We start from the raw sequence: 15,296 nt of genomic DNA, 5'->3' as shown, positions 1-15,296 counted from the left end.
GTGAAATTAAAAGCCAATTATGCGCAAGAGCCCGCGGCAAGGGCAAGTCACCGCGGGGAATTAAACCTGTCAGGAAGTAATTTTTTGGGTTTTTTTATCACTCGCAGCGCCTGAGAGCACCTCAACGAGTTGTTTTTCATCCAGCTCATTCACTTGTTTGGCAACAAAGATGGTTGCCACACCATTACCAACCAGGTTGGTCAGGGCTCGGGCTTCCGACATAAAACGGTCAATACCCAAAATTAACGCCAGTCCGGCAACAGGTAAGTGACCGACCGCTGAAATAGTGGCGGCCAGAACAATAAAGCCACTGCCGGTCACCCCCGCAGCCCCTTTAGATGACAACAACAACACCACCAGTAATGTAATCTGGTGCATAATATCCATATGGCTGTTCGTTGCCTGGGCGATAAATACCGCCGCCATTGTCAGGTAAATAGCCGTGCCATCCAGGTTAAAAGAGTACCCGGTAGGAATAACTAAACCGACGACAGATTTACGACATCCCAGTTTTTCCATTTTATCCAGCATGCGCGGTAATGCTGATTCAGAGGATGACGTACCAAGAACAATCAGTAATTCTTCTTTGATATAGCGAATAAACTTAAAGATGCTGAACCCGGTATAGCGGGCAATACTTCCCAGAACCAGAAATACAAACAGCAGGCAGGTGATATAAAAACAGATAATTAACTGCCCTAATTGCAACAATGACCCTACACCATATTTACCAATGGTAAATGCCATTGCCCCAAATGCACCCACTGGTGCCAGGCGCATAATCATATTGATGATGCCAAAAATCACACCAGAAAAGCTTTCAATCACATTAAAAATCACCTGACCTTTTTGCCCCAGCCGGTGTAAAGCGAAACCAAACAGCACGGAAAATAATAATACTTGTAAGATATTTCCACTGGCGAATGCGCCAATTACACTGTGAGGAATCACATCCAGTAAGAAAGAAACCACACCGGTTTTTTCCGCCTGCTGCGTCCAGGCCGCAACAGCGCTGGCATCCAGCGAGGATGGATCAACATTCATACCTGCGCCAGGTTGCAATATATTCACCACCACCAGACCGATAATTAATGCCACGGTACTGACCACTTCAAAATAGAGCAATGCCACTGCTCCGGTACGGCCTACGGATTTCATACTTTCCATCCCGGCAATACCCGTAACAACGGTACAAAAGATGACAGGGGCAATGATCATTTTGATTAATTTAACAAAAGCATCACCAAAAGGTTTCATCTGTGCACCCAGCTCAGGCCAGAAGTGTCCCAGAATAACCCCGACGGCTATTGCGGCCAGGACCTGAAAATAGAGGCTTTTAAACAACGATGTTTTCATAAGGTGTCCTTGAATATAATCCACATGGCAAATGGAAAACTGACGCTGGAAATTAACACCTGAGAAACATTTTAAAAACTAACGCGCATCACACATTCAACAAGACAAGAACAGAATCGCAATAACAATAGTTACATAAGGGCGTGCTGCACATTTTCGGCAGAAACAAAGCAGGTTGCTGAAAGCAGAAAACGAAGAAAATCATTATTACGCGGAGAAAATCAGGCCGCCGGAATAGCCGGCAGCATTATCAGATGAACAGAATAATCAGCGGGCATCGTTAGCCGCCAGATAGTCGCGGGAAAATACCTCAAGACTAACGGCTTTACCGAACAAGAACCCTTGCCCTACCGCAACACCGGCATTTTCCAGCCACTGACGCTGTATTTCCGTTTCCACACCTTCAGCCACGATTTTTAATCCCAGTGTCTTGGCAAGGGAGAGGATAACGGACACCATATTACTGTCTTCAGGCAAGCTACTCACAAACCCTTTATCAATTTTCAGGATATCAATAGGCACAGCTTTAATGTGATGTAAATGATTCAGGCTGGCATAGCCCATACCGAAATCATCCAGTGCAATCAGGATCCCGGCATCATGCAGGGGACGCAAAATATTGACCGCTTCTTGTGGGTCATCAATACGGCGGCTTTCCGTTATTTCCAGAATCAGTGTGCCGGGCTGAATTTTGTAATGACGCAGTAAAGACAGCATATTGGGGATCATATTACTGTCAAGCAATTGCAATGCCGAAAGATTCACGCTCAATGGCAAATTAATTCCGCGGTTTTGCCACTGTGCAAGCAGAGCCAGTGATTCTTCCATTACCCAGCGCCCCACTTTTACCATTAAGCCACAGGCTTCAATTCGCTCAATCAGGCCTTCGGGTAAATCCCAGCTACCGTCCGGCTGACGCATTCGCAACAAGACTTCCGCACTCAGCACAGCCCCAGTGCGCATATCAACCTGAGGTTGCAGCCAAATTGCAAATTGCCGGTTTTCCATTGCATTGAGGATATCGTTTTCTTCAGTAAGGCGTTGTAACGCAATCGCATGCTGGCCGGGATCATAAAATTCCACCTGGTTTTTCCCCGCGCGGCGTGCACTTTGGCTGGCAGACAGCGCCCGCTGGAAAAATAACAGCGCGTCATTCTCGCCTTCTTTTTGCATGGCAATACCAATGCTGGCTGAAGGGCGTAACTGCAGGGAACCGAGATTGAGCGAGTCACTTAACGCATTCAGCACCTGGTTACTTAATGTCATCGCAACCCAGGGTTTATCTACTCCCTGAACCAGAGCAACAAAATCAGTGGTATTTATTTGTGCAAGGAAAGCATGCTGCCCCAGCGCGTTGCGAAGTTTATCCACCAGCATGAGTAACAACGCTTCTCGCTGAGACTCATGTAATACACCATCAGAATCCTGCAATGTCTGGCAGGAAACAGCCAGAATAAAGCACGGACGAGGCTCACTCATCACATTTTCCAGCAACGCAAGAAAGAGGTCTTTATTGGGTAATTCGCTTATCGGGAAACGTGTACTGAGCCGGTGCATATGTTCATGGAGCTGTATTATCCGGTTTTGATTACGGTTATAAGTTTTAACCAACAACCCGATTTCATCGTCAGCATGCTGCGGTGGTACAGTCAATTGATGTTCTATCTCTTCAGATGCGGCGGCAGAAGCCAGCGAGCTGGCAATATCCCTTAATGGGTGCACTACCAGACGGTTAATACACCATGTGACAGCGACCGATATCATCAGCGACAAGAGCAAAAATGTCGTAATCAGCGTTGAAATAACGCTGATGATGTAACGATACATTCGCCAGGCGTCGGACTGTATTACTAAATAAGCCAGAGGTTGTGGATTGGCAGGGCGTTCCAGCGAATAAAGTGGTAACGATATTTGTGCAGGTAATTCAAACACACGGGCAATCCAAAGAGGAACGGGCTTCTCTGTCTGAAACACCACCCGTAATGCCTGAAAGCGGTTAGGTAATACCACATCGGCACGGCTGATAATGCCAGATGGCGTTATATGCTTAAGAATTGACTCAGCCTCTGGAATATCCGCTCTGAGAATGGCCCCAGACAATGGCTGGCGCACAGACCTGGCAATATTTTCCATTTGCATAACAGTATCATGCCGGTGCTGCTGTACCAGATGGAACAGTAAGACAAGCGTAAAAATAGCAATAAAAAAGATGGCGACGCAGGCCACCATCGCCATTTGTTTTATTGTTAATGACCGGCTAACTCGCAAATTCACGCTTTACTTTTCCCACCACGTTATCCTCATTTAGCCTGCCGATTATACTGCATTGTGATGACTTTTTATTGTTTCCAGGTGGATGATTTAGGCGTATTCGGTGAGTTTGAGTCTGAAAAGTGGGGGGAGTTAGTTTTGTTCACTTCCAGTGTGATTGTTTCCGTTCGTCTGGACTGATGTGAAGGTTCCGTTCACCTGCAGTGTGGCTGTTTCTGTTCACCTGGACTGATGTGAAGGTTCCGTTCACCTGAAGTGATGCGCTCAATGTGGCTTCACAGCCTGTGAACGGGCTAAAGGGGGCTCGCCCCCTTTGCAATCCCCGTTTTCGCGGGCAACCGGTGCTGCGCACTGCGTTCACCTCCGGGCAGTCAGCCTGCGGCCGGCTCGACTCGGCATCCATGCCTCGGTTCGCCTTATTCCGCCATCCGGGCGGAATAACCTTGTCTTCCTTTCTCCGGTTCACCGGTTTTACGCGAACTGTCCCCGCTGCAAGTGGCGGGGCTTTTTGTGTTGTGCTGAGTGGCTGTGGGATTTGTGCCTGATATGTCTTTGTCTGTTTTTTGCTGCGGCTTCTGGTTTACAAACGGGTGGGTTTGGGTGGCCTCTAAATCGTTGAGGCGTGTCTGGCGGGCCGGGGCTGCCTGCAGGACGCAGGCAGAGCGACGGGAGGCAGGATGCCGACTCGGAGCGGTACCCGAACAGGCCGCCGGGGTAAGCCGAATGTCCGCGAAGCGGCGATTTTGCCGGCCACGAAAGGGGGTGCAGGGGGCCAGTGCCCCCTGCGGGCGCCGGGCGCGGCTGGTGAGAGGAAGCTGTGTGGCTGACACGGCGCGCAAGTTACCCCGAACTAACAGATAACTGACAGGCAGCCAACACTGCCATCGCGTAAAATTAACCCACCACCTGCCCACCTGCGCTAAATAATTCGTGTTGCAGCAAGGCGGCAACGAGGCAAGTCCCCGGGAGCTTACACGAGTAAGTGACCGGGGCGCGCTGAGGCGGCCAACACCGCTGCAGCGCGAAGTATGACGCGCAGTGACACGCAGGTTACCAGTCAGCATATGGAACTAAAGGCTGCGGCGGCATGTTCATATCGCCCTGCCACCCGGCCAGTGAGTAACGCGCGAAGAGCATGGCGTGGCTTGGGGTGTAATCTTTCGCTTCCTGGATATCGATACCCAGTCCCAGTGACCAGTGGGAGGTGAGGCGGCGCTCTATAATTGCCCGGGCTGTATATCCGACACCGTTACTGCTGCCTCCGCTGATATCGTCGTATTTATCTGCATAATAATCCGGGATCAAACCACTAATGGGGTAGCGCCGCTGTGAATTGGATTGGGAGTGAGACCAGGATACTGAACCACCCAGTTCCCAGGACCAATTTTCGGTACGCTGGCGCCAGGTAACAGGCAAGGCGAAGGACACATATTTTTGAGGACTGTAGTAACCGCCCTGCCCCAGGGTATATGCACTGAGGTCTTTATCGTAATGCCACAGCATGTTGGTCAGACCCACGGTGACCCGGCGATTATCTTCATTGATAAGCTTGTAGTAGTAACCCGTCATCCAGCGTACCCGCCAGTTATCTGCGACATTTTTCCCCGTGAGCTGGTCTGCACTCAGGCTGGACCAGACACCGTTCGCTTTCCCCTGGTCGTAACTCAGGCTGACGCCGCCGCCATTGGCACGCACACCACCCCAGGTGACGCCAGTATGTTTTCCATCATTTGAATCAACGGTATTTTTAGCATCCGTTTGCCCGGCAAACGCCAGCAAAGAACTGGATACAGGCCGCCGGTGCGCATCCACGGTATAACCAATAACGCCCACTTTGTTGCTGTAACTCAGGCTCCCAACAACATCCACAACCGGGAAGCCCATTGGTGTTGTCCCCAGGTCCATCGCCCAGGTATCGTTACGCCAGCCCACAGCGACACTAACTCCGGTTGCAGTCTGGTTACGGCTGCCACTACATGGCATCAGGCTCCCCTGATAGGAGTCTGAATGACTATTGCGTGCATCACAAGTCCCCCAGCGCGGGTCATAGTTGCCATTAGCATCGGTCTGGAAACTACCGGCATCCATATGCACCATATCGGTACGGAACAACATCCGCCCGTCAGATAACGGCGCATCCACCTGTAACATTGTGGTGTGCGCAGTCAGGTCTGAATACCCTGGTGTTCCGCTGGAACCCCAATAGTCATAATCCAGCGAAACATTCACATCCTGCTGGCGGTAGAGGTCTGCAGCATCACTGCGCACACCACGCTTGAGCCAGTCATCACTGGCATTGTTGCGCGTCAGCCGGGTGAAGGTGTCGTTATCCACTGGCCGGACAGGAGTGATATCCGCCGCCACCATCGCATCACGCCAGGTATCCAGGGCCTGGCCAGGTTCGCCGTTTTTCGCCTGAGCGCGCGCAGCATCGCGCAGCACCAGGGCACTTTCCATCGAAGGCGGCAACGCTTTTGCCTCCGGAATAATTTTTTTCCACAAAGCGTTGGCCTTCGCCGTTTCATCCGTTGCATTCAGCGCGCCAGCCAGGCGGCGTTGAGTATTTAATGACAGAGGTGCGGTTTCTTTCGCTTGTTCTACAGCAGTAATTTGCTGATGTGCAGCTGTTTTTTCACCTTCACTGATAAATAATTCTGCCAGGCCGAGGCGGGCATCCAGGTTATCCGGCTCCTGCTGAATAAGGCTTTCATAACGGCGTTGTGCTTCCGCGCGGTCTCCCCTGGCTGCGGCCCACTCAGCCAGAGTCAGCGAAATGCGTGCTGAAGGTGTTTGCTGCTCCAGTAAAGCAACCGCCTGTTTTTCCTGGCCACTATCCCTCAGGCGATTGGCATCGGCCATCACTTTATTGGTATTCAGTCGGTTTGCCAGTTCATGGATATTGTCTGTCCACTGGTTACGGGGCAGTGTATCAAGATGAGCCAGTGCCGCGTTGTCCTGGTCATTGGCAGACAAATAGAGCCCCATGGCATAAACCTGCTCCGGGTCATCAGGGCGGCGACGGGCAAGGTTACGGAATAAGGTATCCGCTTCTTCATGCCGGCCTGCCGCATACAAGTCTTTTGCCAGGCGGTAGGTTATCCAGACACTTTCTGGATCCATTGCCAGGCGCTGGCGGTGGAGTTCTGCTGCCTGATTCCACTGCCCCTGCTCTTCCAGAGCCTGAGCCCGGTCAGCCAGTTGCTCATCGCGCAGGCTACGTTCGATGTCATCGACACTACGGCGTTGTGCCGCAGACAGGCTATTGAGGAAGGCGCTGGCTTTTTCCGGCGACTGGCGGCGGTAAATATTCGCCAGGCCACGCACCGCGTTACTGTTACCTCTGTCCATACGCAGTGCCTGCTGATAATAGCGCTCCGCCAAAGCATCATCTTTACGGGCAACCGCGACATCTCCCAGCCCCAACACAGCATAACTGTCTGTGTTATCGGTATTGCGGGCCTGCTGGTATTTGCGCTGTGCCAGGTCGGTATTTTGCGCTTTGAGTGCATCATCCCCTTGCTGAATCAACAACCAGTAGCGATTCATGGCAAGCAACCCTTTCCAGCGGTCACTATTTGGCCCTTTGGGCTCCAGGCGCAGCGCCTGCTCAAAAGACTGCACTGCTCTTGCCCGGTTACCTTTTTGCGACCAGGCTTCACCCAATGCGCCCATCACTTCGCCATCGGATTGTGGCTGGGCAGCTGCTTTCTGCAATGCTGGCAATGCCCTGGCGGCATCGCCACTGTTCACCTCAGCCAGCGCATTGGCGCGTTGGCGAAATGCCGGATCAGCCAGTTTGTGCTGCATATCCGCCAGTTGGCTACGCGCCTTATCGGCATTATCACCGTCAGTAAAAATGGCAAGGTAACGTTGCAGTGCCTGAACCGCACTGCTTGATGGAGGAAGTGATGCTATTTGATCGTACCAAAGACCAGACGCTTCACTGCGGCCATCCCGGGAACGGGCCATTTGCTCCAGTACTTTGAAGCCTTCTTCACGGTGGCCATTCGCCAGTAACAGTTGCGCCAGCTTGCTGCGTAGTTGAGTGCTGGGATACTGCTGATTAAGCGCACTGAGTGCTTTGATGGCCTGATTACGCTGCGCCGGTTCACTGGAAACCACACTCCAGTATTCCACAGCCATATCGCCTTGTGGCGGGTGGCCGTTAAACAGTTTTTTGTAGGCTGCTATCGCTTCACTGGTTTTACCTGCGGCAGCGAGTAACCGCGCTTCCTGCAATTGCTGACGCCCTGCGCTACTGGCCAGCGCCATACTGTTTACTGCCTGGTAATATAAATCAGACCCCGGAGACAACTGTGCCAGCCGTTCCAAATCCTTTTTTGCTGCCGAACTGTCGCCACGACGCAATTCATAGCGCATTTTTGCGGCAACGACTTGTGGGTCGTCGGGAGCGATAAGCTCAAGACGGTAGAGTGACTGGCGAACCAGATCATCACGGTTCGTCGCTTCGCCAATCCGTACCTGCTCCAGCAATTGCTGTTGTGCCGATACCGCGGCCTGAGCCTGAAAGGTCAGAGCCATCCCTAAAGACAGCGCAATAAAATTTAGTGAGAAGTTGCGCATAACCGCCCCCAAACAGGTGATAACTCACCTTGCGAAGTAAACCGGAAACGGTGCTGATCCCATCCCTGACCGAACAGCGTCAGCACATAACTATAATATGCATCCGCGCCTGGAAACGCGGATGCTGTCCGTTGGCGCTGTGCTTCCTGAGCCTGGCCGGACAAAAATGGCAGCAGAGCTGCGGAAAAACCGACAGGCCCATTGCCCGAGGGCTTGCCTGTTCGGGTGTTGATACTTTCTGGCGGTAACGCCCGCTGTTGCATGATGTCCGCGACGGGTGAAAAGTGGGTAAGCAGCGTTTGCTTTCGTGGGTCTGCATCACTCATCATGCCCACCCACAGGTAAACCCGAATCGCGTTATATTCACTGTTTTCCTGTGGCTCTCCTGCGGGTTGCCACCCCTTATCGACCACCCAGTCAACCCAGTCCGGCGCAATACCTGCTGGTGAACTCCCCTGTAAAAAAGACACCATACTGGCGTTCATCGAGCGCCACGGCTCACCATAACGGGCAAAGCGTTGAATCACTTGTGGTGGAAGATAGCTGGGGTTAAGCCGCCAGCGGTTGTCACTGGTAAAGCCATTGTTACCCGGCAATAACAGAAAACCAAAGCCGGGGAGCCAGGCGACTTCATCATCTGCAATACGCCGTAACAAGGCTCTGCCCGTTGCCGAAAACCTGGGTTGTTGCCAGAGGCGACCCGCCTCAAGTAACGTCCAGGCTATCCAGAGATCAGCATCGGAGGCGGCATTACGGTCCAAAACGCCCCAACTGCCATCATCTTTTTTTCCCCACAACCAGGCAGGTAAATGGCGTGTTAAGGCACCAGCAGAGAGATTATTTTGCGTCCAGCCCAGCACCTGGTTAAACGCGGCGCGATCATTAGCAACCAAAGCGAAGAACAGCGCATAACTTTGCCCTTCAGAGGTGGTAATTTTCCGGGCATCGCTGGGATCCACGACACGACCGTCGGTACGAATATAATCTTGCTTAAACTGAGTCCAGGCGGGCCACTCACAGGCCGCATAAAGCGGCCTGCAGATGAACAACACACTGGCCATCAATAAACCCCAAAATGGCCGGTTGAACATTATTCGTCATCCGGTTCAAGGCGTTTTCGGCTCATAATGCGCAACAACCGCCACAATACCCAACCGAGTAACAGCACACTAATAGCGGCAAATATAGCCAGCAGAATCGGGTGATTCGACAACGCGAACCAAATGCGTTCAAACCAGGGTAAATGGCCAACATAATAGACATCACCCACGCGCAGGCTGTTTACTCCTGACTCACGAATCACCGCAACAGAACCAAACATTGCGGCGCGTTTACCACTGTCGTTGAGAGCGTTGTTGAGTAACGTGTAACCACGCGGGCTGTCTGCCAACATTGCCACTACACTACGCTGGCTATTAAACGGCGACTGGAATCCAATAATGGCGGCCACAGGCCCCGGCGACGAGATATCCGTTTTTACATCAGCCGCGCGGTCATCCGCATTGTAAATAAAGCCATCCCGGCTATTACGCCGCGGTGTTTTCACCCAACTTTGGGTTGCTTTGACCAGCAAGTCGACCTGTTTATCGTCATTGAACTTATCCGGCAAATGACCAATCAGCAGGATGTCGTCATCCGCCTTACTCAGGGCACCGGCATCATCAGTCAGGCGCACATTCACCGCAGGCAGCCCGGTTTGCGCCCCGACTGTTCCCAGTGCATCCAGCAACGTAGTGACCTGTTCCGGTGTCGGTTTAGCAGGAACAAACACCAGGGTTTGCGAGAGGTCTGCCATGCGGCTGAACGGGAAACTGGCATTAGCAAATGCCCGTAGATCCGGCATTGCAATAAAGTGGTAATAGTGAGAGAAATCAATGGTAGAGTCATCATCAATGACCACACTGTTACGCACTGGCTGGAAGGTAATACAGTTTTCGACGGTTCCACCAGGAATAGGGTTCATGTACTGGAAGTCGAAACGTAACTGGTTAGTGGCACCGAGTTTTAACGCCGGAATAGAGACATCCTGCGAGCGGTCCAGCAAGCCCTGAACAACCGGCAAACGCAGCAGCAACTTACCGCTCTTATCTTTTGGCTCAAGGTTAAACGCCTGCAAGAACTGGTTATTCAGGCTAATATCCATCCGCGAGCTGTCCTGCATGGGGGGTGCGGTATACCGGTATTTCAGATCCATATCAATACCGGTGCTGCGCAACAGGTAAAGATCGGGCGGCAGGTTAAGATTGACGGTTACCGGGCCAGGCTCAATGCCAGTCGATTGCAGTTGCTCGTCGTAGGTTTTCAGTTCGCCAAATGTCACCGGGCTGTCAGTGCGCACCCAGTTCGGCGCGTCATAAGGTTTGCGCGGTAACAGTGGTGTTACCCCATCGACCACCACATGGTCCCCCCGGAACAACAGGCTTCCTTGTGCGATAGCTTTTGCCGCCAGCAATAAGTCTTTATCGTCACGGCCAAACACCACCAGCAATTTTACATAAGGGTTATCCGGGTGATTAATCATTTCAATCACCGGCGCTTTCACCGATGGGTGATCTTTCAGAAAATCCGGCCTGTCTTTATTGGTGGCAAACACAATCGCGTTTGTTTCAGGCAGTGCGTTATACAGCACCGGGAAGTTATTTCCCCGCCAGCCAGCGCGAGAACCAAACCAACTGGCGATGATCCCGGCAGCCTGCTGTTGGGCAATATCCGGCTCATGCGCAAATACCATTGGCAAGTTCAGAGGGCGGCTGTCGCGCGGGTCAAAGAAAGGCACCGGGAAATGTGACAAATCATTCTGCACAGCCAGTTTTTGGTAAGTCAGAGCAAGATAACTGCTCCTGGCAACATCCAGCCAAAGTGTGGTATTTGCCGGGTTTTCACACACATCACGGTAATGGCCGATAAATTCAAGACGAACCCGGTTAAAATCGGTGATAAACAACGGGTCGACAGGCACGACAGCCTGAGTTTTCTTACCAAGCTGCTCTTTCGTGATGGGTAAAACATCCATCAGTTCATCATTCAGGTACACCTTCACTTGCGACTCAACCGGAATCAGCGACGGCGATGGGGTGTACTCAAGGTGTAACATCGCCTTGTTCACCACTTCGTCGCTACGCATACCGAATTCGACCGACCCGTCAGGATTGACACCACGTAACACCATGCTGCCCGGCGGCGGCGCGATACGGGCGAAATCCAGTTTGACGTCCCGCGTTGGCGCATTAATCGCAACAACCGGCGCGCCCGCATGATCAACGCCCGGTTCAACCACACCCACGGTTTCCGGCTGCCCTGCATTTTCAGGTACAGCTTGTGCGTTATCTTCAATACCAGCCTGAATTTGAGTTTTACCTGGTACCGCCTGCGCGGTGAACCCGGGTAACATCCCTATTCCGACGGCCACTGCATACAGCCACGATAATCTTCTTTTCATCGCATTGTCATCATTGTTGAGCCAGCAGAGTCCTGACGCGCGTCCTCATTTACCGCGTCGGGGCGACGTGGAATAAACGACACAATCCAGTCAACCAGCGTAGTTACAGAACGAAATACCACCTTCATGCCTGACGGAGTGAACTCCGCCAGATGCCTGTACCCGCGAAACCCCAGTTTGAGGATATCCAGCAGGCTTTCCATTGGTTTGTCCTGAGGAAAACTGTCCTGCCAGAGGGCCCAGGTATCAGCACGGGCAAATGTGCATTGAATAAAATCGATATGCTGTTGTGTTGTCAGGCCACTGAGCTGTATCCCCAGTTCCTGGCCATTCACCCGCACCACCCGGGCCGGAAAGAAAAATTCCTGGTCACCGCGGTTAAGTAGCAGGTTCACTTTTTGGTCATTCAAAAATGCCACCGTTCCCTGCAAGTGAATACCTAACCCACCGCCAGAATAATCGCGCACTGTACAGGCAAATAAATGCCCGTCATCCCGGGCGATAGCGGCGGGCATGGCAATTTCAACACGGTGTGCCCGGCGAACTTGTTTGCTTTCCACCGACACAGCAACAGCTCCCCCCAAAATAATCAGGTTGTAGAATACCCACGCAAGACTGACTACCACTGTCAGCACTTCATGTTCAGGGCCATAGAACATGCGCCATATCCCAACAGCCACACCCAACAGGTTAACCATGACTAACCAGAGATAAGGCCGGGTAATTACCCAGTCCACATACTCTTCTTCCACCAGCCCACCTTTGGCGGTGACGTTGAACTTCCCTTTATGAGGGTTAATCAGTGCCACCACCGTTGGCGGCGCAATATACCAGGCCAGTACGGTTTCATAGATTTCGCTCCAGAAAGAGTGGCGATATTTCCCCTGAATACGGGAGTTGGTCAGGCTGGCATGCACCATATGAGGCAGAACAAAGAGCGCAATCATCAGTGCAGGCGCGAAAATGATATAGGCATGAAATAACAGGAAGGCCAGCGGCGCCGTCAGGAAGATTAACCTCGGAATGCCCGATAAGAAATGCAACATGGCATTGGCATAACATAACCGTTGCGCCAGTTTCAGGCCTTTACCAAACAACGGATTATCCATTCGGAAAATTTGGATCATCCCCCGAGCCCAACGAATACGTTGCCCGATATGCGCAGATAAACTTTCTGTCGCCAGGCCAGCAGCCTGCGGAATACGCATATAAGCAGAGGTATAACCCTGGCGATGCAGGCGCAATGAGGTGTGCGCGTCTTCGGTGACTGTTTCAACAGCAATGCCGCCTATTTCATCCAGTGGTCCACGGCGAATCACCGCACAGGAACCGCAGAAGAAGGTTGCATCCCACATATCATTGCCATCCTGCACCAGCCCGTAAAATAACGTGCCTTCATTTGGCGTTTTACGGAAACGTCCCAGGTTACGTTCAAAGGGGTCCGGGGAGAAAAAGTGGTGCGGAGTCTGCATCATGGCCAGTTTCTTGTCTTTAAAGAACCAGCCAACTGTCAGTTGCAGGAAAGAACGGGTGGGTACGTGGTCGCAGTCAAAAATTGCCACAAAGTCGCCTTTGGCATACTTCAGGGCATTGTTAATGTTCCCTGCTTTGGCATGCTCGTGTGACGTACGGGCGATGTATCTCACCCCAACTTTCTGGGCAAAGGCCCGGAATGATTCACGGCCGCCATCATCCAGGATCCAAATATTCAGTTTATCTTTTGGCCAGTCTATGCCCAACGAAGCATAAATGGTGCCTTCCACTACACTTAAGTCTTCGTTATAGGTGGGAACAAAAATATCCACCACCGGCCACTGACTTTCGTCTTTTGGTAAAGGAACCGGGTGGCGATTGAGCGGCCAGGCAATCTGGAAATACCCCATAACCAGAACCAACCAAGCATAAGTCTCGGCAAACAGCAAAATCAGGCCGAACATCAGGCTTAACGGGTCGTTCCAGTTCAATGTTGAGGTATAACGCCACCAAATGTAACGGCAGGAAACCGTCAACGACAACACAATCAGCATCAGTGATGGAAAGCGCCCCGGAATACGCCTTACGACCAGGGCAATGCCCCAGAGCAACAACAAAAAGACAAACTGGGCCAGAGGGGTAAAGGGCTGGGTAATGCACACAATCGACAGCGTCAAAGAAAATAGCACCACCACACCCAGCGCAATACGGCGAATCCGTGGTGAAATGTGCCGTAGCTCATGGCGTTGCGACTGGCTTTCAGTCCGGGCTTTTACTCTGTCGGGTAATGCCGTTAACCAGTCATGATAGTCCTTGCGCCAGGCCGCGGCCCGGCTCAGATATTTCTGCACAGACTTCCCTGACAGATGCCCGGGCACCAACACCACCAACCAGCAACCCTGAATCAGGATACGAATGACATCCAGTGGGCCCGGCTTATCCGGGTTAACCTGGGGAAACCAACGGCGAAAGTTACTGCGTACTCTTTGCCAGTTTGCGTTTTCCAACGGGAAAAAACACCACGCCAGACTTAACCAAAAACACCCAATAACCGCACTAAAAGGGGATGTGCGGTGTGCGCGATAATGGCGATACTGCGCACTTAATGCACCCGCTGCAGGCGTGGTTAAGACACAGCTTAACAGGCGGCTCATCAGGCACTCCCGGAAAAATTCAGCAGGCACCAGTTTGCCAGGGTATTTAGCTCTTCCGTGATGAGCGCTTCCTGGCGGTATTCGCCCACAGGTTGCCTGACGCCCAGGGTTTCCCCCATCGACTCATCCCGATGCAGTACTATTGGAACCAGCGCCAACTGGCTTTTTAACCACATCTGCCAAATGTCATCCTGTATCTGGCTGGCGACCAGCAAGTTATTCACCAAAATATGTGAACCATCCGGAACAGCCTGCTGATGCAGACGAACGTGGCAATTCACTTCCGGGTTCACAACCACCAGGTGGTGATTAACGCGTGCAGTCAGAACTTCAGTGAAAGGTGTGTCTGTAGCGGGTAAATCCAACAGAATCCAGCGCCATGCATTCCGGCTTACCAGGCTGTCAATAATTTGCCCGGCCGCTTGTGCATAAGCGGGTTGTGCGGCAAGTAGTTGTTGCTCTTCACGAGACAATTGCCCAAACGGCAATATATCCAGATGGGAAGTGTAGCGCCAGGCCGTTTCTGACCATACGCTTTTATCCAGTAACGCGCGCGCCCAACCACCCGGATGAGTGAATTCAACATTGAAAAACAAGCGCAGCATATTGTCTGGCGAACAATCAATCACCAGAACAGATTCTTCAAGCTGTTGTAACGCCCAGGCGAGCCCTGTTGTCACTGACGTGGTCCCAACGCCACCGCGCAATCCTTGTAAGCCAATAATGGCCATTAAACACTCCCGGTTTGTTTCGCTAATTCGGCAAGCAAAGGCCAGCGTTTGATTGCTGCCGCTAAACGTTCCTTTTGGGAAATATCGGAATAATCAAACTCAGGTAATGAAAAAGTCTTACATAGAGACTGAATATCGTTTTGAAACGCATTAACCTGATACTTTTCTTTTGCCTCACGACTTTGTTCGTCTGGACACATTTGTTGTATTCCCCGATTGAATTCTCTGGAAAACGCGTAAGATAATGACCACAGAGAGACATTGAATTACAATGCTAAATCTGATGCC

8 protein-coding genes are annotated in these 15,296 nt (G+C 51.8%); all 8 read right to left on the bottom strand.

From position 1 onward, the window contains the following. Window positions 1-69 precede the first annotated feature (69 nt). Window positions 70-1,356 (bottom strand): dicarboxylate/amino acid:cation symporter, encoded by a 1,287-nt coding sequence (locus A9B99_RS11915; protein WP_064597745.1) that lies wholly within the window; start codon window positions 1,354-1,356, stop codon window positions 70-72. A 267-nt stretch (window positions 1,357-1,623) separates the two neighbouring features. Continuing rightward, entirely contained in the window at window positions 1,624-3,624 is a 2,001-nt protein-coding gene (gene hmsP / locus A9B99_RS11910; RefSeq protein ID WP_064598049.1) for a biofilm formation regulator HmsP, read from the bottom strand. Window positions 3,625-4,677: 1,053 nt separating this feature from the next. Beyond that, complete coding sequence (bcsC, locus tag A9B99_RS11900; RefSeq protein WP_064597741.1) at window positions 4,678-8,211, bottom strand: cellulose synthase complex outer membrane protein BcsC; 3,534 nt, start codon at window positions 8,209-8,211, stop codon at window positions 4,678-4,680. Continuing rightward, complete coding sequence (gene bcsZ / locus A9B99_RS11895) at window positions 8,193-9,302, bottom strand: cellulose synthase complex periplasmic endoglucanase BcsZ (RefSeq protein WP_082917865.1); 1,110 nt, start codon at window positions 9,300-9,302, stop codon at window positions 8,193-8,195. Before bcsZ ends, bcsC begins: the two co-directional genes overlap by 19 nt. Further along, window positions 9,302-11,650: a cellulose biosynthesis cyclic di-GMP-binding regulatory protein BcsB gene (bcsB, locus tag A9B99_RS11890; protein WP_064597739.1), complete on the bottom strand. Its 2,349-nt coding sequence runs from the start codon at window positions 11,648-11,650 to the stop codon at window positions 9,302-9,304. The genes bcsZ and bcsB overlap by 1 nt, the downstream gene beginning before the upstream one ends. Further along, entirely contained in the window at window positions 11,647-14,307 is a 2,661-nt protein-coding gene (gene bcsA, locus A9B99_RS11885; RefSeq protein WP_405027748.1) for a UDP-forming cellulose synthase catalytic subunit, read from the bottom strand. The genes bcsB and bcsA overlap by 4 nt, the downstream gene beginning before the upstream one ends. Beyond that, window positions 14,277-15,008, bottom strand: coding sequence for a cellulose biosynthesis protein BcsQ (gene bcsQ / locus A9B99_RS11880; protein WP_064597736.1), 732 nt, complete (start codon window positions 15,006-15,008; stop codon window positions 14,277-14,279). Before bcsQ ends, bcsA begins: the two co-directional genes overlap by 31 nt. Then, on the bottom strand, window positions 15,008-15,208 hold the full coding sequence (gene bcsR / locus A9B99_RS11875) for a cellulose biosynthesis protein BcsR (protein WP_064597735.1): 201 nt from the start codon (window positions 15,206-15,208) through the stop codon (window positions 15,008-15,010). The genes bcsQ and bcsR overlap by 1 nt, the downstream gene beginning before the upstream one ends. Between the last annotated feature and the right edge of the window lie 88 nt (window positions 15,209-15,296).

It is taken from the genome of Mangrovibacter phragmitis (assembly GCF_001655675.1).
GTDB lineage: Bacteria > Pseudomonadota > Gammaproteobacteria > Enterobacterales > Enterobacteriaceae > Mangrovibacter > Mangrovibacter phragmitis.
The sequence above is the reverse complement of the archived record's forward strand: the minus strand, read 5'-3'. Positions and strand labels throughout refer to the sequence as shown.

Excerpts from the sequence above, each read along its gene's own strand:
- A9B99_RS11915 (WP_064597745.1), bottom strand. The coding sequence starts at position 1,356 with ATGAAAACATCGTTGTTTAAAAGCCTCTATTTTCAGGTCCTGGCCGCA.
- bcsQ (WP_064597736.1), bottom strand. The coding sequence starts at position 15,008 with ATGGCCATTATTGGCTTACAAGGATTGCGCGGTGGCGTTGGGACCACG.
- bcsR (WP_064597735.1), bottom strand. The coding sequence starts at position 15,208 with ATGTGTCCAGACGAACAAAGTCGTGAGGCAAAAGAAAAGTATCAGGTT.
- bcsZ (WP_082917865.1), bottom strand. The coding sequence starts at position 9,302 with ATGTTCAACCGGCCATTTTGGGGTTTATTGATGGCCAGTGTGTTGTTC.
- bcsC (WP_064597741.1), bottom strand. The coding sequence starts at position 8,211 with ATGCGCAACTTCTCACTAAATTTTATTGCGCTGTCTTTAGGGATGGCT.
- bcsB (WP_064597739.1), bottom strand. The coding sequence starts at position 11,650 with ATGAAAAGAAGATTATCGTGGCTGTATGCAGTGGCCGTCGGAATAGGG.